Annotated in this window: 20 protein-coding genes; 18 read left to right on the top strand and 2 right to left on the bottom strand. The window is 56.6% G+C overall.

What is annotated here, in order from left to right; translation table 11 throughout:
- The first annotated feature begins 2 nt into the window (after positions 1 to 2).
- The 9 genes from FN806_RS10775 (at position 3) to rplA (ending at position 7,544) form a co-directional block, all read left to right on the top strand.
- Entirely contained in the window at positions 3 to 2,180 is a 2,178-nt protein-coding gene (locus tag FN806_RS10775) for a heavy metal translocating P-type ATPase (protein ID WP_142636929.1), read from the top strand.
- 5 nt (positions 2,181 to 2,185) lie between these two features.
- Positions 2,186 to 2,344: a cbb3-type cytochrome oxidase assembly protein CcoS gene (gene ccoS / locus FN806_RS10770; RefSeq protein ID WP_142636927.1), complete on the top strand. Its 159-nt coding sequence runs from the start codon at positions 2,186 to 2,188 to the stop codon at positions 2,342 to 2,344.
- Between the two features lie 70 nt (positions 2,345 to 2,414).
- Positions 2,415 to 2,612, top strand: a complete 198-nt coding sequence (secE, locus tag FN806_RS10765; RefSeq protein ID WP_142636925.1) for a preprotein translocase subunit SecE — start codon at positions 2,415 to 2,417, stop codon at positions 2,610 to 2,612.
- Positions 2,613 to 2,813: 201 nt separating this feature from the next.
- Positions 2,814 to 3,347 (top strand): transcription termination/antitermination protein NusG, encoded by a 534-nt coding sequence (gene nusG / locus FN806_RS10760; RefSeq protein WP_142637254.1) that lies wholly within the window; start codon positions 2,814 to 2,816, stop codon positions 3,345 to 3,347.
- A 207-nt stretch (positions 3,348 to 3,554) separates the two neighbouring features.
- Complete coding sequence (locus tag FN806_RS10755) at positions 3,555 to 4,340, top strand: phosphodiesterase (RefSeq protein WP_142636923.1); 786 nt, start codon at positions 3,555 to 3,557, stop codon at positions 4,338 to 4,340.
- Positions 4,341 to 4,343: 3 nt separating this feature from the next.
- Complete coding sequence (locus tag FN806_RS10750) at positions 4,344 to 5,207, top strand: EamA family transporter (protein WP_142636921.1); 864 nt, start codon at positions 4,344 to 4,346, stop codon at positions 5,205 to 5,207.
- Between the two features lie 36 nt (positions 5,208 to 5,243).
- The gene (locus FN806_RS20855) at positions 5,244 to 5,474 is read left to right on the top strand and encodes a transcription termination/antitermination protein NusG (RefSeq protein ID WP_142636919.1); all 231 of its coding nucleotides are present in this window, start codon (positions 5,244 to 5,246) and stop codon (positions 5,472 to 5,474) included.
- A gap of 920 nt (positions 5,475 to 6,394) precedes the next feature.
- Complete coding sequence (gene rplK, locus FN806_RS10735; RefSeq protein ID WP_085823307.1) at positions 6,395 to 6,844, top strand: 50S ribosomal protein L11; 450 nt, start codon at positions 6,395 to 6,397, stop codon at positions 6,842 to 6,844.
- Between the two features lies 1 nt (position 6,845).
- Positions 6,846 to 7,544, top strand: a complete 699-nt coding sequence (gene rplA, locus FN806_RS10730; protein WP_142636917.1) for a 50S ribosomal protein L1 — start codon at positions 6,846 to 6,848, stop codon at positions 7,542 to 7,544.
- Positions 7,545 to 7,613: 69 nt separating this feature from the next.
- On the opposite strand, the gene FN806_RS10725 is transcribed toward rplA, so the two are convergent.
- A complete protein-coding gene (locus FN806_RS10725) occupies positions 7,614 to 8,573 on the bottom strand; it encodes a phosphotransferase (protein ID WP_142636915.1) in 960 nt (319 codons plus the stop codon).
- 401 nt (positions 8,574 to 8,974) lie between these two features.
- Between FN806_RS10725 and rplJ the strand changes: the two genes are divergently transcribed.
- From rplJ to FN806_RS10700, 5 genes are all read left to right on the top strand, one after another.
- Positions 8,975 to 9,493 (top strand): 50S ribosomal protein L10, encoded by a 519-nt coding sequence (gene rplJ / locus FN806_RS10720; RefSeq protein ID WP_142636913.1) that lies wholly within the window; start codon positions 8,975 to 8,977, stop codon positions 9,491 to 9,493.
- 79 nt (positions 9,494 to 9,572) lie between these two features.
- Positions 9,573 to 9,947 (top strand): 50S ribosomal protein L7/L12, encoded by a 375-nt coding sequence (gene rplL, locus FN806_RS10715; RefSeq protein WP_142636911.1) that lies wholly within the window; start codon positions 9,573 to 9,575, stop codon positions 9,945 to 9,947.
- A gap of 250 nt (positions 9,948 to 10,197) precedes the next feature.
- Positions 10,198 to 14,331 carry a DNA-directed RNA polymerase subunit beta gene (gene rpoB / locus FN806_RS10710; protein ID WP_142636910.1) on the top strand — a complete coding sequence of 1,378 codons (4,134 nt, stop codon included), beginning with the start codon at positions 10,198 to 10,200 and terminating at the stop codon, positions 14,329 to 14,331.
- A gap of 49 nt (positions 14,332 to 14,380) precedes the next feature.
- The gene (gene rpoC, locus FN806_RS10705) at positions 14,381 to 18,622 is read left to right on the top strand and encodes a DNA-directed RNA polymerase subunit beta' (RefSeq protein WP_142636908.1); all 4,242 of its coding nucleotides are present in this window, start codon (positions 14,381 to 14,383) and stop codon (positions 18,620 to 18,622) included.
- A gap of 174 nt (positions 18,623 to 18,796) precedes the next feature.
- The gene (locus FN806_RS10700) at positions 18,797 to 19,684 is read left to right on the top strand and encodes a DMT family transporter (protein ID WP_142636906.1); all 888 of its coding nucleotides are present in this window, start codon (positions 18,797 to 18,799) and stop codon (positions 19,682 to 19,684) included.
- On the opposite strand, the gene FN806_RS10695 is transcribed toward FN806_RS10700, so the two are convergent.
- Positions 19,669 to 20,475: a putative rhamnosyl transferase gene (locus tag FN806_RS10695; protein WP_142636904.1), complete on the bottom strand. Its 807-nt coding sequence runs from the start codon at positions 20,473 to 20,475 to the stop codon at positions 19,669 to 19,671. The two genes, FN806_RS10700 and FN806_RS10695, sit on opposite strands and share 16 nt — an antisense overlap.
- A 386-nt stretch (positions 20,476 to 20,861) precedes the next feature.
- On the opposite strand from FN806_RS10695, the gene rpsL reads away from it, so the two are divergent.
- The 4 genes from rpsL to FN806_RS10675 all read left to right on the top strand — a co-directional run.
- Positions 20,862 to 21,233, top strand: coding sequence for a 30S ribosomal protein S12 (rpsL, locus tag FN806_RS10690; RefSeq protein ID WP_005621086.1), 372 nt, complete (start codon positions 20,862 to 20,864; stop codon positions 21,231 to 21,233).
- A gap of 15 nt (positions 21,234 to 21,248) precedes the next feature.
- The gene (gene rpsG, locus FN806_RS10685; RefSeq protein WP_008756926.1) at positions 21,249 to 21,719 is read left to right on the top strand and encodes a 30S ribosomal protein S7; all 471 of its coding nucleotides are present in this window, start codon (positions 21,249 to 21,251) and stop codon (positions 21,717 to 21,719) included.
- 18 nt (positions 21,720 to 21,737) lie between these two features.
- Complete coding sequence (gene fusA / locus FN806_RS10680; RefSeq protein WP_142636902.1) at positions 21,738 to 23,855, top strand: elongation factor G; 2,118 nt, start codon at positions 21,738 to 21,740, stop codon at positions 23,853 to 23,855.
- 60 nt (positions 23,856 to 23,915) lie between these two features.
- Positions 23,916 to 24,010: GTP-binding protein (locus tag FN806_RS10675; protein ID WP_034866829.1), on the top strand; the 95-nt coding region annotated here is incomplete at its 3' end.

The following is a 24,010-nucleotide window of genomic DNA, read 5'->3' as shown; positions in this document are numbered from 1 at the left end:
GGATGTCTACGCAGATGTCCTCTGGCACCGCAGCTTGCCCCGGCTGTATCGCCGCCCCGGCAGAGCCCGCAAGGCCGATCCCGCAGGAAGTGCAGATCGCGCTGTCATTGCCGGGAATTCACTGCTCGGCCTGTATTGCCACGGTCGAGCGTGAATTGAATGCCCAGCCAGGGGTCGAGGACGCACGCGTGAACCTGACCTTGAAACGCGCGATGGTCAAAGCCGCGCCCGATCTGCGGGCCGCCGATCTGATCCCGGTGCTTGAACGCGCAGGCTTTGAGGCGCACGAGCTGGACCCTGGATCCCTGTCTGCCACGCAGTCCGACAAGGCTGGTCGCGACCTGTTGATGCGGTTGGCGGTGGCTGGTTTTGCCTCGATGAATGTAATGTTGCTGTCTGTCTCTGTCTGGTCAGGGGCAACCGATGCAACGCGGGACATGTTCCACTGGATTTCGGCAGCGATTGCTTTGCCTGCGATCGCGTTTTCGGCGCAGCCCTTCTTTGCTAATGCCTGGAGCGCCTTGCGCGTCGGTCGCCTGAATATGGATGTGCCGATCGTGTTGGCAATCCTGTTGGCATTGGCCACATCGCTGTGGGAAACCGCGCTGAGTGGTGAGCACGCCTATTTTGACGCCGCCCTGACCCTGACGTTCTTTCTGCTGGCCGGTCGCTATCTGGATTACCGTACCCGCGCCGCCGCCCGATCCGCAGCCGAGGAGTTGACCGCGTTGGAAGTTCCGCGCGCGATCAGGCTGGCCGATGGTCAAGAAGTTGAGGTGCCCGTCGCAACGCTGAGCGTGGGTGATCTGATCCTGGTACGTCCCGGCGGCCGAATGCCGGTGGATGGCGAAATCGTTTCCGGGCAATCCGAGCTCGACCGATCGCTGCTGACGGGTGAAACCTTGCCGGTATTTGCGGAAACCGGTCTGACGGTCAGTGCTGGCGAGGTAAATCTAACGGGTCCATTGACCGTACGGGCGACAGCCGTGGGTGAGGATACCTCGCTGCACCGCATGGCCGATCTTGTGGCCATCGCGGAATCTGGGCGGTCGCGTTATACTTCGCTGGCGGATAAGGCAGCCAAGCTTTATGCACCGGGCGTGCATATCCTGTCGGCGCTGAGCTTTCTGGGCTGGTATATCTATTCCGGCGATATCCGCACCGCGCTGAATATCGCAGCAGCGGTGCTGATCATCACCTGCCCCTGTGCGCTGGGTCTGGCCGTACCGGCGGTGACGACGGCGGCCTCGGGTCGGTTGTTCCGCAAGGGGATGTTGATCAAACACGCCACAGCGCTGGAACGCCTGGCCGAGGTGGATACGGTTGTGTTCGACAAGACGGGAACACTGACTTCGGGAACGCCGGAGCTGACCAATCTTGCGGATCATGCGCCCGGCGATCTGGAAATTGCACTGGCACTGGCCGAGGTCTCGTCGCACCCGCTCTCTGTTGCGCTGGCGCAGGCTGCCCGTCAAGCGGGGGTCACGCCTGCAAATGTAGAGGGGATCTCTGAAGTTCCGGGGTACGGCACCGAAGGCATCTTTCAGGACCATCCCGTGCGTCTGGGACGCGCCGAATGGACCGGTGGGCAAGAGGCTGAACAAACTGCGGCCTGGCTGTCGTTAGCAGGGCGGGCGCCTTCAGTGTTCTTGTTCTCGGACACATTGCGCGCCGGTGCGGCTGAGGCGGTTCAGGCGTTTCGCGATGAGGGGAAAAAGGTCATTTTGATCTCGGGCGATACGCAAGGCGCGGTTGAGATGCTGGCCGGTAAGCTGGGGATTGAGACATGGATTGCGCAGGCCCTGCCACAGGACAAGGCAACCCATGTGCAAAGCCTGCGGGATCAAGGCTGCCACGTCCTGATGGTTGGTGACGGGCTGAACGACACGGCGGCGCTGGCCGCGGCGCATGTGTCGATTTCACCGGCCTCGGCGCTAGATGCTGCGCGAGTGGCATCCGATATCGTGCTGTTGGGTAATGACATGTCGCCGATTGCGGGTGCCTGCGATACCGCGGTTAAGGCAACGAAACGGATTCGCGAGAACTTCCGTATTGCAACCATCTATAATATCATTGCAGTGCCACTGGCGGTTGCGGGCCTAGCCACACCGCTGATCGCGGCATTGGCAATGTCGACCTCGTCCATTACCGTTTCTCTGAACGCGCTGCGGCTAAGGTGATCTGAATGGAAGTTCTGGCCTATCTCATACCGATTTCCCTGCTTTTGGGAGGGGTTGGCCTGTTTGCGTTCATCTATACCGTTCGGTCGAACCAATATGACGACCCCGAAGGCGATGCGCGCCGCATTCTAAGCGACGAATGGGACGATAAGCCCAAGCCCTGACGGCCCCCTTGAAATTGCCTCAATGCCCGGTTATGTCCGGCCCATCCGCTAGCAGAGAGAACAAAGCCAAATGGCAACTATGAATCCGATCCAGTTTATTCAGCAGGTCCGTGCCGAGGTTTCAAAGGTCGTCTGGCCAACCCGCCGCGAGGTGTTGCTGACCACGGTCATGGTGTTCATCATGGCAGCACTGACGGCTGTGTTCTTTGCGCTGGTCGATCTTGGTATTCGTGGTGGCCTGCAGCTGATTCTGGGCATGTTCGGTTAAACCGGGCCGGGCAGGTCGGAAACGTCGCTGCCCCCTTGCACAGCTTGCGATGTCAGAGTAGGTGACGCGGTACTATTCGGAATGGGCGTGCGGCGATTCGGGCTGTGCGCCGCTTTTTATTCCGGGTGACGCGACAGATTTTTAATAACGGCTTTTCCGGTACATGGAATGCAGCCGAAGGCAAACAAGGACGACAGGTTCATGGCGAAACGGTGGTACTCGGTCAGCGTTCTTTCGAATTTCGAAAAGAAGATCGCAGAGCAGATCCGCACGTCGGTGGCCGAGCAGGGCCTTGAGGATGACATTGACGAAGTTCTGGTGCCCACCGAAGAGGTGATCGAAGTGCGCCGGGGCAAGAAAGTCACAACCGAACGTCGCTTTATGCCGGGTTACGTGCTGGTACATATGGAAATGTCGGATCAAGGGTATCACCTGGTCAACTCGATCAACCGGGTCACTGGTTTTCTGGGTCCGCAAGGCCGCCCGATGCCGATGCGCGATGCCGAGGTGAACCAGATCCTCAACCGTGTCCAGGAAGGCGAAGAAGCGCCCAAGCTGATGATCTCGTTCGAAATTGGCGAGAAGGTCAAGGTGAATGACGGTCCGTTCGAAGATTTCGACGGCATGGTCGAAGGTGTGGATGACGATAACCAGAAGCTGAAGGTCTCGGTCTCGATCTTTGGTCGGGAAACCCCGGTCGAGCTGGACTTCACTCAGGTCACCAAACAAAGCTAATTTCCAATTAGCGAAATTTGACAACGCCGCGTTGCCCTAGGCACTGCGGCGTTTCTTGTTTTGGAGCCTTCAGCCCGTTATCAGACCCGGGCAAATCAGGGCGGAACTGATCTGTCGAAATCGGGATAATCTTTGTCGTAACCAATGGGGATGGAACCCGGCCGCCTGGCATATTTGGACAACCATACAAGGCAAGTGGGCAGGTAGATGAAATTCATACATATTACAGATATACACCTTGTTGACCAAGACGGGCACCTGAATGGCGGCGTTCCTTCGACCCAATTTTCCCGTTGCCTAGAGGACATCGCCAAATGGCATTCGGATGCAGCGTTTTGCGTGATATCCGGCGACCTGGCCGAGTTTGGAAGGGCTGAAGCCTATCAGGTGCTCAAGTCACATCTGGACGGTTTCCCGCTGTCTTGTCACCTGATGATCGGCAACCATGATGATCGTCAGGTTTTCAGAACGGTCTTTACGGATGACCATGTGGATTCAAATGGCTTTGTTCAGCACAGCATCGAGACCGACGCGGGAAAGTTTATCTTTCTGGATACGACAAAAGACGGTGCGGATATGCATGAAGGCCAGCTGTGCGCCTTGCGTTTGAATTGGCTGAAAGAACAGCTGATCTCGGCGGGGGATAAGCCCTGCTATTTGTTCATGCACCACCCGCCTTTTGACATCGGCATTCCCTATGTGGACGACATCCGCCTGGTCGAAGCCGAAGTGTTTTTTGAAACACTCGGTCACGGGCGTAACATTCGCCACGTCTTCTATGGGCATGTCCATCGCATGACCTATGTGAATTGGCGTGGCATCCCGTTCACCAGTCTGCCCAGCCTCAATCACCAAATCCCTCTGACTGCCGACAGCGTTGACGGGGAATTCTGTGATGAACCGCCAGCCTATGGAGTTGTGCAGATTGCGGACGACCAGATGACTGTGCACTATAACACCTTTCTGCAGCGCAATCCGCTTCATCAGACCTGAGATATGGAACTTGGCCTGATTGTTCTGGTTCTGATTTCGGCGGCGACACATCCGCTGCGGGATCTGTTGTTGAAAGACACGGCGCATCCGGTGTCCTGTTATGTCGGTGTAGCGCTGACCTGGGTCATTCTTGCGGCGCTTCACGCTCGACTGGTTGGCCAGCCCCTGACCGTCAGCCGCGAGGTCTGGCCTCTGGTGCTGGTTTCTTCCCTGGGGTTGAGTTTTTATTACTATGGCACGCTTTCAGCCCTGCGCCGGGGCAACCTTTCGGTGTATTATCCGATCATCCGGTCCTCGCCGATTGCCATCGTTGCCTTTAGCTGGCTTGCGCTGGATCAGCAGTATTCGTGGCTCATCCTTGTGGGGATTTCGCTGGTCTTGATGGGCAGCCTGATGATCCAGAAATCGCCGGGCGGGTTGCTGCATGATCACAAGGCTTTTGCACTGGCTGTCATGGCGATGCTGGGCTCGGCCGCCTATTCGCTTAGCGATGCAGGCGCTATGCAAAAAACAACGCCCGCGCCTTTCCTGTTCTACTGTTATATCCTGGTGACATTGACCCTTGCCGGCATCCGGGCCTGGGAAGATCGCCATATGTCGACCCCATTTCTAGGCGTGGTACGAGGCTGGACACTCGCCCCGTGGCGGATCGTATTCGCGGGGGTTGCGTCCTATCTATCTTATCTTTTTATCCTGAAAGCTTTCCAGTTAGGCGCCGAGGCCGCACCTGTCAGCGCGGTTCGGCAGGCCTCGATTCCGGTATCCGTAGTCCTTGCCGCGCTCGTCCTGAAAGAGCCGCGCTTTCTCCACCGCATCGGCTGGGCCAGCCTGATCGCGCTTGGGATATTGGCAATCACACAGTCCTGATTTGCCTTTGCGCGACAACTGGCAAGCAAGGCAGAGGTGCACCAGGTTTTCTACATCACTCAGCGAGGTGGCGAAGCGCCCAAGCTGATGATCTCGTTCGAAATCGGCGAGAAGGTCAGGGCCTACTCTGGTCCATTCGTGGATTTTGACGGGATGGTCGAGGGCGTGGATGACCAGAGGCAGGAGGCAAAATTTATTCGGTGGATTTTGAGGGGCCGCATTGCCCTAGCCAGTGCGGCATCTTGGCTGGCTGAACGTTTACATTGATGATCTGGGTTGGTACATAACTGCCCTATTGATTTGACCGAATGTTTTTTCCGAAAAGTGACCACAAGGCGTTTTTCATGCGTGCGTTCATCTATTTTGTTTTCTTGATTTTGGCTGCGTGTACCGCTGATGTTTTGTCACCCGAAGTGTTGTCCTCGAAAGTAGCGCGCGCATCGTCCGCAGAGCTGTGTTCCGCGTATCGGCTCCCAAGTACGACATTGCGGGGGAAACTGATGATCGAAGCAGAGCTGGCTGCTCGAAAAGTAAACCAATGTGGTAATAGCAATTATGGTCAGTACAGCCTGTCTACAGCTGGGACCAAATCCTACGAGCGACCGTTTTCATCCGAGGCAGCAGGGGTTGACTATGATTGTGATGACTTTCCGAATGGCGCAGCAGCGCAAAGGTTCTTCTTAGCGTCTGGTGGACCTGTATCTGATCCACATAATTTGGATCTTGATGGCGATGGTCTCGCGTGTGAGTGGGGTGCTCAGATCAGGAAAGTATCTTCGTACCGCCGACCGGTTGCCAGCGTTAGGCGCGTGACCTCACGATGCTACACGGGTCCAAGAGGCGGAACCTACACAATCACGGCGAGTGGAAACAAGAACTATGGCGGCTGCTAAGTTGCTCTGATAGCCCGCAAGGTTGTGCATGTAGCGGGTGCAATCTCATTGGGCGATGACAGATGCTGGTTTGCTGTTGCTTAGCTTTTGTGCGAGGGTCGGTTTGGGTTCGATGTGGCTGCTTCAAGCCGTGATTCAAACCCTTGCCAACACTTCCGTTCCCCTGTACATGCCGCCTCTATCGTCTTTGGGCGAGATTCTCTCGTGGGAGATTACCGGGATCGCGATCCCGGATCGGACCACGCAACATAAACCGGGTGGAACGCGTTTCACCTTAGTTGAAAGGAAAACCAAATGGCCAAGAAGCTTGCTGGTACAATGAAACTGCAGGTTCCTGCAGGTCAGGCGAACCCCTCGCCGCCAGTTGGTCCGGCGCTGGGTCAGCGCGGCATCAACATCATGGAATTCTGCAAGGCGTTCAACGCCAAGACCGCAGACATGGAGCAAGGAGCGCCTTGCCCGACCGTGATCACCTATTATCAGGACAAGTCCTTCACCATGGACATCAAGACGCCTCCTGCGTCTTATTACCTGAAAAAAGCAGCTGGCCTGAAGCCGGTTGGCAAGCGTAATCGCCCCCGTGGTGCGGAAAACCCAGGTCGTGAGACCGTGGCATCCGTGACCTCGAAGCAGGTTCGCGAAATCGCCGAAGCCAAAATGAAAGATCTGAACGCCAACGACGTCGAAGGCGCAATGCAGATCATCCTGGGCTCGGCCCGCTCTATGGGCATCGAGGTGAAGTAAGATGGCAAAACTCGGTAAACGTACCCGCGCTGCGCGCGAAGCTGTCGCTGGCAAGGAAAACCTGTCGGTCGAAGAAGCAGTTGCCCTGGTCAAAGCCAACGCAACTTCGAAATTCGATGAGACCATCGAAATCGCTCTGAACCTGGGCGTTGACACCCGTCACGCGGACCAGATGGTTCGTGGCGTTGTTGGCCTGCCGAATGGCACCGGTAAAACAATGCGCGTTGCTGTATTCGCTCGTGGCCCCAAGGCTGACGAAGCGAAAGAAGCAGGGGCGGATATCATTGGTGCAGAAGATCTGATGGAAACCATTCAGGGCGGCACCATTGAATTCGATCGTTGCATAGCAACCCCGGACATGATGCCCATCGTTGGTCGTCTTGGTAAAGTTCTGGGCCCCCGCAACCTGATGCCGAACCCCAAGGTTGGCACTGTGACCATGGACGTGAAAGCGGCCGTAGAAGCAGCCAAAGGCGGCGAAGTTCAGTTCAAAGCTGAAAAAGGCGGCGTTGTGCACGCTGGCGTTGGCAAAGCGTCCTTCGACGAAGCCAAACTGGCAGAAAACGTTCGTGCATTTGTGACCGCTGTTGCCAAAGCCAAGCCAACAGGCGCCAAAGGCACTTACATGAAGAAAATCGCGCTGAGCTCGACCATGGGCCCAGGCGTGACTCTGGATGTGGCTGCTGCTGCGGGCGAATAAGTCCCTAGCTTACAGCTAAAATGATTGGACCCGAACGGTGAAGGCTGTTCGGGTCTTTCTTTTTCAGCCTCACTCATACACGGCTTGCAGGCGCAGGTTCAGGCGGTCTCTGCGAAAACTCTCGTATTCGCTGCAGGATCTGTCCAATCGCCATAAGTCCAGCCAATCCATCACCAGACGTGCGCGCATACACATATCCAGAACGTCCATCTGAATTGGATGGCGGTATTTGCGAAAGAACATGTCCTTGTTTGTTTTCAGGATGCCGCTTTGATCAATTTGATCCTCAGTGCCATCGCGAAAGATATCGGATTTCAGAAAGTCGACGATATCGTAAACTGCCAGCTTTTCGCGTGCTTCGGTTAAATCCAGACCGATCATCTCACCTTGCCCGACGATCAGGTTTTGGCTGTGAAAATCTCCGTGCGCATGGATCAGCAAGTCAGTTATGCCCTTTAGCTGTGCGGCCTCATGGGTCAGGTGCTGAACCATCTTCTGCCCCCAAGGCTGCACTGTATCTGGGACAAGGCCTAGCAAAGCCTGAAGCTTGTCGACCATCCAACTGGGCCGGAAGCTATAGGTCTTGATGGGTTGAAAGCTGTGCAGGTCGTTCAGCCACGATCCGGCGCGGCGATAGATGCGGCCGATCTGGTCGTCATCCGGGCTGTTATGGATAAGATCCGCAGCGGTGGGGCGGTCAATAAACTGCGTCACAAAAAACGCATCACCCGGTGATATGTAAACCGGGTCGACAACCCCCGCAGATTCGTATCGTGCAAAATGGGCGGTCAGCTTTCCGAGCATGTCAAACTCATCGCGCAAACGTCCCGTCCCGGGCGATTCCGTATCGACCTTTAGGGCATAGTCCCGGCGCGCACCCCGGACCCTGAGCACTATACGCGAGCCCGCAAAATCATGAGAACGATAGACGCATTCGAAACCCGCCGGTCCATCCTCGGGCGTTTGATCCAGGAACTCCTGAACAAAGCCGCGCGCGCGTTCGTATTCGTCTGTGGTGAGGGTCAGCATTCAGGGATGGATACCTAAGAAGAAAGGGGCTTAACCAGACTGGACCTCAGCGCATGGAACATGTCAATCTAGGACACTGTTCCGATGCCAGCTGCGCTGCTCGATCATTTCCGGTTTCTGCCCAATTTACCCCTTGGAAACCCGGCGTAACTGCCATAAAGAGAGCTGCGAAGTAAAGCGTGCGATTCGTCGTGCGCTTTATTTTGTTTCGTCCAAGACGGTGGGTGGTGTCATCTGACCCCTTAATTCCCTGCCTGAGACGGGTAAGACCAAAGAATTCTGAGGGCTTCGATCCTCGGGCGAATTTTGGCTAATCCCGTAACAACGGACCTGAACGCCGGAGCGTAAGCTGCGGCAAATATGAGCCGGGGTGAGATATCACCCCTAACTTGGAGAAAACTGTGGATAGAGCCCAGAAAGAGAAAGTGGTCGACGAGCTCGGCCAAATCTTCGAAAGCTCTGGCGTCGTAGTGGTTGCACACTACGCCGGTCTGACAGTTGCCGAGATGCAGGACCTTCGCGCACGTGCTCGTGACGCGGGTGGTGCCGTGCGTGTTGCCAAGAACAGGCTCGCCAAAATCGCCCTCGACGGAAAGCCATGTGAAAGCATTGCCGACCTGCTGACGGGGATGACCGTTCTGACCTATTCTGAGGACCCTGTGGCAGCAGCCAAAGTGGCCCAGGACTACGCCAAAGAGAACCAAAAGTTCGAAATTCTTGGCGGTGCAATGGGTGAGAACGCTCTGGATCGTGCCGGCGTCGAAGCCGTGTCCAAAATGCCTTCGCGCGAGGAGCTTATTGCTACTATCGCGGGCATGCTGGGCGCACCTGCTTCGAACATCGCTGGCGCAATTGGCGCACCTGCAAGCAACATCGCAAGCATCCTTTCCACCATCGAAGAGAAGGCGGAAGCTGCGTAAGCGGTTGGCACTGAATGATCTGCGTAGGGTAGTCACCCTGACGTTGGAACACACACTGTAAACGGAAAGAGCTGATAAAATGGCTGATCTGAAAGCACTCGCAGAAAGCATCGTGGGTCTGACCCTGCTGGAAGCACAAGAACTGAAAACCATCCTCAAAGACGAATATGGCATCGAGCCCGCAGCTGGCGGCGCGGTTGTCATGGCAGCCGGTGGCGACGCCGGTGGCGCAGCTGAGGAAGAAAAAACCGAATTCGACGTCGTTCTGAAGAACGCCGGCGCTTCGAAAATCAACGTGATCAAAGAAGTTCGCGGCATCACCGGTCTGGGCCTGAAAGAAGCCAAAGAGCTGGTCGAAGCTGGCGGCAAGATCAAAGAAGCTGTGTCGAAAGACGAAGCCGAAGACATCAAAGGCAAGCTGGAAGCAGCTGGCGCCGAGGTCGAACTGGCCTAAGTCAGTCTTTTGGTGCATCGCAGATGCACCGGAAATTTGGCTGGTCCCGGAGAAATCCGGGTCCAGCCGAACCTGTCTTAGAAAGGACCTCATGGATTGGGGTGTTTTCTAAGACGCGGTTCATGGATCGGGAGGCCGCCATTCGGGACGGTGGCCACGAATTGATCCGGACGTGTTGTCTCTAATGTGCAAGGCACCGGGGCCCGACGGTGTCTTTGTCCGCTGAGAACATCGAAAGGTGACATCTGACATGGCTCAATCGTTCCTTGGCCAGAAACGTCTTCGGAAATATTACGGCAAAATCCGCGAAGTGCTGGAGATGCCGAACCTCATTGAGGTACAAAAATCTTCATATGATCTATTCCTGCGCTCCGGCGATGCAGATGTGCCGACAGACGGCGAAGGCATCAAAGGCGTGTTCCAGTCGGTTTTCCCGATCAAGGATTTCAACGAAACCTCCGTTCTGGAGTTCGTGAAATACGATTTGGAAAAACCCAAATACGACGTCGAAGAGTGCATGCAGCGCGACATGACCTACAGCGCGCCGCTGAAAGTCACTCTGCGTCTGATCGTGTTTGATGTCGACGAGGACACTGGCGCCAAGTCGGTCAAAGACATCAAGGAACAGGACGTGTTCATGGGGGATATGCCCCTGATGACACCAAACGGGACGTTCATTGTGAACGGTACCGAGCGTGTGATCGTGTCCCAGATGCACCGTTCGCCCGGTGTGTTCTTTGACCACGACAAGGGCAAGACCCATTCCTCGGGCAAGCTGTTGTTTGCCTGCCGCATCATCCCGTATCGCGGCAGCTGGCTGGACTTTGAGTTCGACGCCAAGGACATCGTGTTCGCCCGTATCGACCGTCGCCGCAAACTGCCTGTGACAACGCTGCTGTATGCGCTGGGTCTGGATCAAGAAGCGATCATGGACGCCTATTACAACACGGTGTCGTACAAGTTGGACAAGAAGAAGGGCTGGATAGCACCGTTCTTCCCCGAGCGTGCACGCGGTACGCGTCCGACCTATGACCTGATCGACGCCAAATCCGGTGAAGTGATTGCCGAAGCGGGCAAGAAAGTTACCCCGCGCGCGGTCAAGAAGCTGATCGATGAAGGCAACGTCACCGAGCTGTTGGTTCCGTTCGATCACATCGTCGGGAAGTTTGTCGCCAAGGACATCATCAACGAAGAAACCGGCGCGATCTATGTCGAAGCTGGTGATGAGCTGACGCTGGAATACGACAAAGACGGCGAGCTGATCGGAGGCACCGCGAAAGAGCTGATCGACGCGGGCGTCACTGATATTCCGGTTCTGGATATCGACAACATCAATGTCGGCCCCTACATGCGCAACACCATGGCGGCAGACAAGAACATGGGCCGCGACACAGCGCTGATGGATATCTATCGCGTCATGCGCCCGGGTGAGCCGCCCACCGTCGAAGCGGCCTCGGCGCTGTTCGAAACGCTGTTCTTTGACAGCGAGCGCTATGACCTGTCCGCCGTTGGCCGTGTAAAGATGAACATGCGTCTGGCTCTGGATGCGCCCGATACGCTGCGCACCCTGCGCCGCGAAGACATCGTGGCCTGCATCAAGGCTCTGGTTGAACTGCGTGACGGCAAAGGGGACATCGACGATATCGACCACCTCGGCAACCGTCGTGTGCGTTCGGTCGGCGAACTGATGGAAAACCAGTACCGCGTTGGCCTGCTGCGCATGGAGCGCGCGATCAAAGAGCGTATGTCGTCGGTCGAGATCGACACCGTCATGCCTCAGGACCTGATCAATGCGAAACCGGCTGCTGCTGCTGTCCGCGAATTCTTCGGCTCGTCGCAGCTGTCGCAGTTCATGGACCAGACCAACCCGCTGTCGGAAGTTACCCACAAACGCCGCCTTTCGGCGCTTGGCCCCGGTGGCCTGACACGCGAGCGTGCGGGCTTTGAGGTGCGCGACGTTCATCCGACACACTATGGCCGGATGTGCCCGATTGAAACGCCGGAAGGCCCGAACATCGGTCTGATCAACTCGCTGGCGACCTTTGCCCGTGTGAACAAGTATGGCTTCATCGAAACACCGTACCGTGTCGTCAAAGACGCCGAGGTGACCGATGAGGTTCACTACATGTCCGCGACCGAGGAAATGCGTCACACGGTGGCACAGGCGAACGCGACACTGGATTCGGATGGCAAGTTCATCAACGATCTGGTTTCGACTCGTCAGTCAGGTGACTACACTCTGGCCCCACGCGAGAATGTGGACCTGATCGACGTCAGCCCAAAACAGCTGGTATCGGTTGCTGCATCGCTGATCCCGTTCCTTGAAAATGACGATGCTAACCGCGCTCTGATGGGCTCGAACATGCAACGTCAGGCGGTTCCGCTGCTGCGGGCCGAGGCACCGCTGATTGGTACCGGAATCGAGGAAAAGGTTGCGATTGACTCAGGTGCTGCGATTCAGGCGAAACGCGCCGGTATCATCGATCAGGTCGATGCCCAGCGTATCGTTATCCGCGCGACTGAGGATCTGGAACTGGGCGACGCTGGCGTTGACATCTATCGTCTGCGCAAATTCCAGCGGTCGAACCAGAACACCTGCATCAACCAGCGTCCGCTGATCAAAGTGGGTGACACCGTCCAGAAGGGCGAAGTCATTGCTGATGGTCCGTCCACCGATATGGGTGAACTGGCCCTGGGTAAGAACGTGGTCGTCGCGTTCATGCCGTGGAACGGTTACAACTACGAAGACTCGATCCTGATCTCGGAACGTATTGCGCGTGACGACGTCTTTACCTCGGTCCATATCGAGGAATTTGAAGTCGCCGCCCGTGACACCAAGCTGGGTCCGGAAGAGATCACCCGCGATATTCCGAATGTCGGTGAAGAAGCGCTGCGTAACCTCGACGAGGCGGGCATCGTTTACATCGGCGCGGATGTTGAACCGGGCGATATCCTGGTCGGCAAGATCACTCCGAAGGGCGAAAGCCCGATGACCCCGGAAGAAAAGCTGCTGCGCGCTATCTTTGGCGAAAAAGCATCTGACGTGCGCGACACTTCGCTGCGCGTGAAGCCGGGCGATTACGGTACGGTCGTTGAGGTCCGCGTCTTCAACCGTCACGGCGTCGAGAAAGACGAGCGTGCGCTGCAGATCGAGCGGGAAGAAGTCGAACGTCTGGCCCGTGACCGGGACGACGAGTTGGCGATCCTGGACCGCAACATCTATGCGCGTCTGCAAGGCCTGATCATGGGTAAAACCGCGGTCAAAGGCCCGAAAGGCGTCAAGCCAGGGTCGGTGATCACCGAGGACCTGTTGGAAACCCTGACCCGTGGTCAGTGGTGGCAGCTGGCGCTGGAAGATGAGCAGGACGCACAGATCGTTGAGGCTCTGAACGAGCAGTACGAAGTGCAAAAGCGTGCTCTGGACGCCCGTTTCGAAGACAAGGTCGAGAAGGTTCGTCGTGGCGACGACCTGCCGCCGGGTGTGATGAAGATGGTCAAAGTCTTCATCGCCGTGAAGCGCAAGCTGCAGCCGGGCGATAAGATGGCCGGTCGTCACGGGAACAAAGGTGTAATTTCCAAGGTTGTTCCGATGGAAGACATGCCGTTCCTGGCCGATGGTACGCCGGTTGACTTCTGTCTGAACCCGCTGGGTGTTCCTTCGCGTATGAACGTTGGTCAGATCCTTGAAACCCACATGGGTTGGGCCGCGCGCGGTCTGGGTCTGAACATCGACGACGCGCTGGGTGAATATCGCCGCTCTGGCGACCTGACCCCGGTTCGCGAAGCAATGAAGCTGGCCTATGGCGACGATGTCTATGAAGAAGGCATCACTGGCATGGACGAGGGTCACCTGATCGAGGCTGCGGGCAACGTGACCCGTGGTGTTCCGATCGCGACTCCGGTCTTTGATGGCGCCAAAGAGGCAGACGTCAATGACGCTCTGGTGCGCGCGGGCTTCTCGCAAAGCGGTCAGTCGGTTCTGTTCGACGGTCGTACGGGTGAGCAGTTTGCACGTCCGGTGACCGTGGGCATCAAGTACCTGCTGAAACTGCACCACCTTGTGGATGACAAAATCCACGCGCGTTCAACCGGGCCTTACAGCCTGGTTACCCAGCAGCCGCTGGGTGGTAAGGCGCAGTTCGGTGGTCAGCGCTTTGGTGAGATGGAAGTCTGGGCTCTGGAAGCTTACGGCGCCGCCTACACCCTGCAGGAAATGCTCACCGTGAAATCGGATGACGTCGCCGGCCGGACCAAAGTGTACGAGTCGATCGTCAAGGGCGAGGATAACTTTGAAGCGGGCGTACCGGAATCGTTTAACGTTCTGGTGAAAGAAGTCCGTGGCCTCGGCCTGAATATGGAACTCCTGGATGCGGAGGAAGAGTAGGGGCGGCAACGCCCCAAACTCATCCCATCCCAATTTGTAAGGACGCAAAATGAACCAGGAAATTACCAATAACCCGTTCAACCCGCTGACGCCGCCTAAGGTCTTTGACGAGATCAAGGTCTCATTGGCCAGCCCGGAACGGATCCTCTCTTGGTCTTATGGCGAGATCAAGAAACCCGAAACCATCAACTACCGGACGTTCAAACCCGAACGTGACGGTCTGTTCTGCGCGCGTATCTTTGGCCCGATCAAAGATTACGAATGTCTGTGCGGTAAATATAAGCGGATGAAATATCGCGGCGTTGTCTGCGAGAAATGCGGTGTGGAAGTCACCCTGCAGAAAGTCCGCCGCGAGCGTATGGGTCATATCGAGCTGGCCGCGCCCGTCGCACACATTTGGTTCCTGAAATCGCTGCCGTCCCGCATCGGTCTGATGCTGGACATGACGCTGCGCGATCTGGAACGCGTTCTGTATTTTGAAAACTATGTTGTCATCGAGCCCGGTCTGACCGACCTCTCCTATGGTCAGATGCTGACCGAAGAAGAGTTCATGGACGCGCAGGATGCCTATGGTATGGACGCGTTCACCGCGAACATCGGTGCCGAAGCCATTCGTGAGATGCTGGCCCAGATCGATCTGGAAGCCGAAGCCGAACAGCTGCGCGCTGATCTGGCCGAAGCAACCGGTGAGCTGAAGCCCAAGAAGATCATCAAGCGTCTGAAGGTTGTCGAAAGCTTCCTCGAGTCGGGCAACCGCCCCGAATGGATGGTGATGACTGTAATTCCGGTCATTCCGCCGGAACTGCGTCCTCTGGTTCCGCTGGATGGTGGCCGTTTCGCGACCTCGGATCTGAACGATCTGTATCGCCGCGTCATCAACCGGAACAACCGTCTGAAGCGTCTGATCGAACTGCGCGCACCTGACATCATCGTCCGCAACGAAAAGCGGATGCTGCAGGAATCCGTCGATGCTCTGTTCGACAATGGCCGTCGTGGCCGCGTGATCACCGGTGCCAATAAGCGTCCACTGAAATCGCTTTCGGACATGCTGAAGGGTAAGCAGGGTCGCTTCCGTCAAAACCTTCTGGGTAAGCGCGTAGACTTCTCGGGCCGTTCGGTCATCGTGACCGGTCCGGAACTCAAGCTACACCAGTGTGGTCTGCCCAAAAAGATGGCGCTGGAACTGTTCAAGCCGTTCATCTACTCGCGCCTTGAAGCCAAGGGTCTGTCTTCGACCGTGAAGCAGGCGAAGAAACTGGTCGAGAAAGAGCGTCCCGAAGTGTGGGATATCCTCGACGAGGTGATCCGCGAACACCCTGTCATGCTGAACCGTGCGCCGACCCTGCACCGTCTTGGCATTCAGGCGTTTGAACCGGTTCTGATCGAAGGTAAAGCCATCCAGCTGCACCCGTTGGTCTGTTCGGCCTTTAACGCCGACTTCGACGGTGACCAGATGGCCGTTCACGTCCCGCTGAGCCTTGAGGCCCAGCTGGAAGCCCGCGTGCTGATGATGTCGACAAACAACGTTCTGTCGCCAGCAAACGGCGCGCCGATCATCGTTCCCTCGCAGGATATGATCCTGGGTCTGTACTATGTGACACTGGAACGCGAAGGTATGCCGGGCGAAGGCAAGGTCTTTGGCTCGATCGACGAAGTTCAGCACGCGCTGGACGCCGGTGAAGTGCATCTGCACACCAAGATCACTGCGCGGATTACTCAGATCGACAGTGAAGGCAATGAAGTTCAACAGCGGTTTGAAACCACTCCGGGCCGAGTGCGCCTGGGTGCTCTGCTGCCGATGAACAACAAGGCGCCGTTCGAACTGGTCAACCGTTTGCTGCGGAAGAAAGAAGTGCAGCAAGTGATCGACACCGTCTACCGTTACTGCGGTCAGAAAGAGTCGGTCATCTTCTGTGACCAGATCATGTCGATGGGCTTCAAGGAAGCGTTCCGCGCCGGTATCTCGTTCGGTAAGGACGACATGGTGATCCCTGATGACAAATGGGGCATCGTCGATGAAACCCGTGGTCAGGTGAAGGATTTTGAACAGCAGTACATGGACGGCCTGATCACTCAGGGTGAAAAGTACAACAAAGTTGTTGATGCCTGGTCGAAGTGTAACGATCGTGTAACCGAAGCGATGATGAGCACGATCTCATCTTCGGATCGGGCAGAGGACGGGTCTGAAAAGGAACCGAACTCGGTCTACATGATGGCCCACTCGGGCGCGCGTGGCTCGGTCACTCAGATGAAACAGCTGGGCGGTATGCGCGGCCTGATGGCCAAACCAAACGGTGACATCATCGAGACGCCGATCATCTCGAACTTCAAGGAAGGTCTGACCGTTCTTGAATACTTCAACTCAACCCACGGCGCCCGTAAGGGTCTGTCGGATACTGCTCTGAAAACGGCGAACTCGGGTTACCTGACCCGTCGTCTGGTGGACGTGGCACAGGACTGCATCGTGCGTGAGCTCGATTGTGGAACCGAGCGTGCGATCACTGCGGAAGCCGCGGTAAACGACGGTGAAGTTGTTGCTTCGCTAGCCGAACGTGTGCTGGGCCGTGTCTCTGCCGATGACGTTCTGCGTCCCGGTACCGATGAGGTTCTGGTCGCTGCGGGTCAGCTGATTGACGAACGTATGGCTGATATCATTGATGAGGCCGCTGTTGCGTCGATGCGCATCCGTTCGCCTCTGACCTGTGAGTCCGAGGAAGGCGTCTGTGCAACCTGCTACGGTCGTGACCTTGCACGCGGTACTATGGTCAACACGGGTGAGGCTGTCGGCATCATCGCCGCCCAATCCATCGGTGAACCCGGTACGCAGTTGACAATGCGGACCTTCCACATCGGTGGTGTTGCGCAAGGTGGTCAGCAGTCGTTCCAGGAAGCCAGCCACGACGGTGTCGTTTCGTTCGAGAACCCGCAGATCCTGGTCAATTCCGCGGGCGAAAGCCTGGTCATGGGCCGGAACATGAAGATGGTGATCAAAGACGAACATGGCGAAGAGCGTGCCAACCACAAGTTGGGTTATGGCTCGAAGCTGTTCGTCAAGGATGGCACCAAGGTGAACCGTGGCGACAAGCTGTTCGAATGGGATCCTTACACCCTGCCGATCATCGCCGAAAAGTCCGGTACCGCGAAATATGTTGATCTGGTTTCGGGCATTGCTGTCCGCGACGTGACCGACGATGCAACCGGTATGACCCAGAAGATCGTGATCGACTGGCGCGCGGCCCCCAAAGGCAGCGACCTCAAGCCTGAGATCATTCTGGTTGGCGAAGATGGCGAACCGGTCCGTAACGATGCGGGCAACCCGGTTCACTATCCGATGTCGGTGGATGCGATCCTGTCGATCGAAGACGGTCAGCAGATCGAAGCTGGTGAAGTTGTCGCGCGTATCCCGCGTGAAGGTGCCAAGACCAAGGACATCACCGGTGGTCTGCCGCGCGTTGCCGAACTGTTCGAAGCCCGTCGTCCCAAGGATCACGCGATCATCGCAGAAGCTGATGGTTACGTGCGCTTTGGCCGCGACTACAAGAACAAGCGTCGCATCAGCATTGAGCCGGCTGACGAGTCCATGGAGACCATCGAGTATATGGTGCCCAAGGGTAAGCACATCCCGGTTGCAGAAGGTGACTTCATCCAGAAGGGTGAATACCTGATGGACGGTAACCCGGCCCCGCATGACATCCTGTCCATCATGGGTGTCGAAGCGCTGGCGGATTACATGATCGACGAAGTGCAGGATGTTTATCGTCTGCAGGGCGTGAAGATCAACGACAAGCACATCGAAGTGATCGTGCGCCAGATGCTGCAGAAGTGGGAGATCCTGGATTCAGGTGACACCACCCTGCTGAAAGGCGAACATGTCGACAAGCAGGAGTTCGACGCGGCCAACGAGAAGACCCTCGCCCGCGGTGGACGTCCGGCTCAGGGCGAGCCGATCCTCTTGGGGATCACCAAAGCCTCGCTGCAGACGCGTTCGTTCATCTCGGCGGCGTCGTTCCAGGAAACCACACGCGTTCTGACCGAAGCTTCGGTTCAGGGTAAGAAAGACAAACTGGTTGGCCTGAAAGAGAACGTCATCGTCGGTCGTCTAATCCCAGCCGGTACCGGTGGCGCAACGCAAAGCGTACAGCGCGTCGCGCAGTCGCGTGACAACGTTGTCATCGAAGCCCGCCGGGAAGAGGCCGAAGCCGCCGCTGCTCTGGCTGCGCCGATGATGGATGACGATATGGTCGGGGATGAGCTGGATGTTCTGGTGGAAACACCGGAAAGCCGCGAATAAGCGATCCTACATTCCAAAGATCAGGCCCCGCGATTTCGCGGGGCCTTTTCATTTCAGGCTCGGGTGTGGCTCTGCATGAAGCGCCATTGGAAATGTCATGCTAGCAGAGCATTGGCGGGCGGAGCCATATTGACATCTCTTTCTTGAACGCCGCCAAATGCACTTCGTGGCCAAATGCGGAGTTCAAAAAGAGTGACGCCGAATTTCAGGGGTGCTTTGCTGATGATGGGCAGCATGGCTGCCTTCACCATCAATGACACTTTGATCAAGGCCGCCGGAGCCCAGATACCGCTGTTTCAGATGGTTGCCATCCGCGGGGTTTTGGCGACCATTCTGGTGTATCTTCTGGCACGGTACTATGGGGCGTTGCATCTGAACTTTCCGCGGCATGACAAGTGGTTGGTCGCGGCACGTTGTCTCGCCGAATTGTTGGCGACAATTTTCTTTTTGGTCGCGCTGCTGCATATGCCGTTGGCAAACGTGACGGCCATTCTGCTGGCCTTGCCATTAACCGTAACACTTGGAGCCGCGTTGTTTTTTCAAGAGTATATCGGTTGGCGTCGGATTCTTGCCATCGTTTTCGGGTTCGCCGGTATGTTGCTGATTGTTCGCCCGGGCACGGATGGTTTCAGCATCTACGCGATATATGCTTTGATCGCAGTTGCTTCGGTAACTGCCCGGGATTTGATTACGCGACGCATGTCGGTGCATGTGCCATCACTTGCAGTAACGCTGGCAACAACCGCGACGATTACATTGACGGCGGTTCTTGTCACCTCTGTCTCGGGCTGGGTTCCGGTTCCGGCAGCCGCCGGTTCGATGGTAGCGTTTGCTGCGGTCTTTGTTCTGACAGGATATTTGTTCAGCGTCATTGTCATGCGCGCTGGTGAGATCGGCTTTATCGCGCCGTTTCGTTATTCCAGTCTGATCTGGGCGTTGGGTTTGGGCTGGGCCGTATTTGGGGACTGGCCCGACAGGATTACGATGGCGGGCGCGGCCTTAGTGGTTGGGGCAGGAATGTTCATGCTGTTCCGTGAAAGGACGCGTCAATCTGCCGAATGAATGCGGCGAACGGCGTCCTGGTCGATGGCGAACCGTGCGATGAATTCGCCTTCCTGTTCAGAGGTTAGGGGGGACAGCTCGGTCTTACTGTTTCGCGCATGCGGAGAATCGTTGAACTGGTTAAGCGTGCGGACCCACATAGGTGCATCCGGATAGCTGATAACGGGCATGAAATTTCCGATCCGGTGATGTGCGAAATTCATGATCGTCAAGTCACTTCCGCCGGCGGAGTACATTGCAAAGCCCACCCCCAGCAAAGGTTGATACACCTGTGCCGCCTTGATGCCATCTGCACCGAAACGGGCCAGGAACCCCTGATTGTAGTCAATCGCAACGGTTCTGTGATTCCGCATTAGGCCCTGACCCTCATCTGCGGCGATGCGCAAGCGCTCAACGAAATCGACCGAAACCGCATCGTCATCATCGTGGCGGAACTGGATGCAGGGGGCGTCCGGTTTGGTGCGCGCTGAATTCAGGATTTCTTTCATGACCCTGCGATGACGCTTTGGTTCGCGTGCGATGATCTGTACCTGAGGCATGCCCGCTGTTAAGTCGTAAAGACGTTCGCGTGCCGGGTTTGGCAGGCATGTACCGATCACGATGAGAAACTGAAAATCCTCGTCGGTTTGCTCTTTTATGCAGGGCAGGCTAGTAGTTTCAAACAGGCGAAACCGCTCTTCCAGCCGGTCAGGTTGATACAGATAGGAGCGCCGGTCCTCGATCGTTTCGTGTTCGATCTGAAAGCCGCCATGGGCGGGATAGGAAAAACGACACAGGCCAAGTATTTGCATGATTCATCCGTGGTCCAGACCAATGGGCTGACTATGCCTGCACGGACCTGTTCCTGCAACGGGCGGTAAGACTGGATGAGCTTTGGTTCCAGCGCGAAACGGCCTGATGTGGAACGGATCAGCTGTACTGTTGACACTGGGTCCGACTCCCCCTATTACGCGCCACATCTCGGTACCGGGGGCCGCCCCAAAACCGATTTCAGTAATGAACTGGTCAAGGCCCGAACTCTTTTATCGTTCGCGCCCTCTGATAACAAACCGCGACGTTCACCTCGGAATGGGAACGCTCGCGGGTTTTGCGCTTGTGGACGCACGAGTGCAGCGAATTTAACCGCACGCATCACGCGTGCATGTCATGTGTGTTGCAAAACGGGGATATAACCGGAATGCCAACGATCCAACAGCTGATCCGCAAGCCGCGGCAGCCGAAAGTAAAACGCTCGAAGTCCATGCACCTGGAGCAGTGCCCGCAGAAACGCGGCGTCTGCACACGTGTTTACACAACCACACCGAAAAAGCCGAACTCGGCGATGCGTAAGGTTGCCAAAGTGCGCCTGACAAACGGGTTCGAGGTCATCTCGTACATCCCCGGTGAAAGCCACAACCTGCAGGAACACTCGGTTGTTCTGATCCGTGGCGGCCGTGTAAAAGACCTTCCCGGTGTCCGTTACCACATCCTGCGCGGTGTTCTGGATACCCAAGGCGTCAAAGACCGTAAGCAACGTCGTTCGAAATACGGCGCGAAGCGTCCCAAATAAGAAGGAGAGGCTGATATGTCACGTCGTCACGCCGCCGAAAAACGCGAAGTCCTGCCTGACGCCAAATTTGGCGACAAGGTACTGACTAAATTCATGAACAACCTGATGATCGACGGTAAAAAGTCGGTTGCAGAGCGCATCGTTTACAACGCCTTTGACCGCGTTGAAGGCAAGATCAAGCGCGCCCCTGTCGAAGTGTTCCACGAAGCACTCGACAACATCAAGCCGTCGGTCGAGGTTCGCTCGCGCCGGGTTGGTGGTGCAACTTATCAGGTTCCGGTCGAAGTGCGCCCCGAGCGCCGCGAAGCACTGGCCATCCGTTGGCTGATCACTGCTGCGCGTGGCCGCAACGAAAACACCATGGAAGAACGCCTCGCCGGTGAGCTGCTGGACGCTGTACAGTCCCGCGGTACCGCTGTGAAGAAGCGTGAAGACACCCACAAGATGGCCGAGGCGAACAAAGCCTTCAGCCACTACCGTTGGTAATTCCAGAGGCTTATTGAAATGGCACGCGAATATACACTCAACCATTACCGTAACTTCGGTATCATGGCGCATATCGATGCAGGTAAAACGACCTGCTCGGAACGCATCCTGTACTACACCGGCAAATCCCACAACATCGGTGAGGTGCACGACGGTGCAGCCACCATGGACTGGATGGAGCAGGAGCAGGAACGCGGAATCACTATCACTTCGGCTGCGACCACCACTTTCTGGGAACGCACTGAAGACGGTGTAACTGCCGACTCGCCCAAGCACCGCCTGAACATCATCGACACCCCCGGCCACGTTGACTTCACCATCGAAGTTGAACGCTCGCTGGCGGTTCTCGACGGTGCCGTCTGCGTTCTGGACGCAAACGCCGGTGTTGAACCTCAGACCGAAACGGTGTGGCGTCAGGCTGACCGCTACAAGGTTCCGCGGATGGTGTTCGTCAACAAGATGGACAAGATCGGCGCGGACTTCTTCAACTGCGTTGCAATGATCGAAGACCGTACCGGCGCACGCGCTGTTCCGGTTGGTATTCCGATCGGCGCAGAGACCGAATTGGAAGGCCTGATCGACCTAGTCACCATGGAAGAATGGCTGTGGCAGGGCGAAGACCTAGGCGCAAGCTGGGTCAAAGCACCGATCCGCGACAGCCTGAAGGACATGGCTGACGAATGGCGCGGTAAAATGGTCGAAGCGGCCGTCGAAATGGACGACGACGCGATGATGGAATACCTGGAAGGCAATGAGCCCGACGTTCCAACCCTGCGCGCCCTGCTGCGCAAAGGTACTCTGGAAATCGCGTTTGTTCCGGTTCTGGGTGGTTCGGCGTTCAAAAACAAAGGTGTTCAGCCGCTGCTGAACGCTGTGATCGACTATCTGCCCAGCCCGCTGGACGTTGTCGATTACATGGGCTTCAAACCTGGTGACGAAGAAGAAACCCGTAACATCGCCCGCCGTGCGGATGATGATATGGCGTTCTCGGGTCTGGCGTTCAAAATCATGAACGACCCCTTTGTTGGCTCGCTGACCTTTACCCGCATCTACTCGGGCACTCTGTCCAAGGGCGACACGCTTCTGAACTCGACCAAGGGTAAGAAAGAGCGTATCGGCCGGATGATGATGATGCACTCGAACGAACGTGAGGAAATCACCGAAGCGTTCGCGGGCGACATCATTGCGCTGGCAGGTCTGAAAGACACCACCACGGGCGACACTCTGTGTTCGACCGGCGATCCGGTGGTTCTGGAAACCATGACCTTCCCCGATCCGGTGATCGAGATCGCGGTTGAGCCGAAAACCAAGGCTGACCAGGAAAAAATGAGCCAGGGTCTGGGCCGTTTGGCCGCCGAAGACCCGTCCTTCCGTGTGGAAACTGATCTGGAATCGGGTCAGACCATCATGAAGGGCATGGGCGAACTTCACCTGGACATCCTGATTGACCGTCTCAAGCGTGAATTCAAGGTTGAAGCGAATATTGGTGCGCCGCAGGTGGCCTATCGCGAAACCATCGGTCACGAAGCCGAGATCGTTTACACCCACAAGAAACAGTCGGGTGGTTCGGGTCAGTTCGCCGAGGTGAAGATGATCATCACCCCAACAGAGCCGGGCGAAGGTTATTCGTTCGAATCTCGTGTTGTTGGTGGTTCGGTGCCCAAGGAATACATCCCGGGCGTTGAAAAAGGCATCAGATCCGTCATGGATAGCGGCCCGCTGGCTGGCTTCCCTGTGATCGACTTCAAGGTTGCCCTGATCGAAGGTAAATTCCACGATGTGGACTCTTCGGTTCTGGCCTTTGAAATCGCCGCTCGTATGGGTATGCGCGAAGGCATGCGCAAAGCGGGTGCGAAACTGCTTGAACCGATCATGAAGGTCGAAGTGATCACACCGGAAGAATATACCGGTGGCATCATTGGTGACCTGACATCGCGTCGGGGACAGGTTTCCGGGCAGGAAAACCGTGGCAACGCCATCGCGATTGACGCGTTTGTGCCGCTGGCCAACATGTTCGGCTACATCAACACCTTGCGTTCGATGTCGTCTGGCCGTGCCCAGTTCACCATGCAGTTCGACCACTACGATCCGGTTCCGCAGAACATCTCGGACGAGATCCAGGCGAAATACGCATAAGCGAAAATTTGAGGGAGCTCGATTAGCGGGCTCCCTTCATTACCGATAAAGGAGGCCATCATGGCAAAGGAAAAGTTTGAGCGTAATAAGCCGCACGTCAACATCGGCACGATTGGCCACGTTGACCACGGCAAGACGACGCTGACCGCAGCAAT

This window comes from Ruegeria faecimaris, from assembly GCF_900182615.1.
Taxonomy (GTDB): domain Bacteria; phylum Pseudomonadota; class Alphaproteobacteria; order Rhodobacterales; family Rhodobacteraceae; genus Ruegeria; species Ruegeria faecimaris.
Note: the sequence above shows the minus strand (reverse complement) of the source record. Positions and strands in the feature narration are given on the sequence as shown.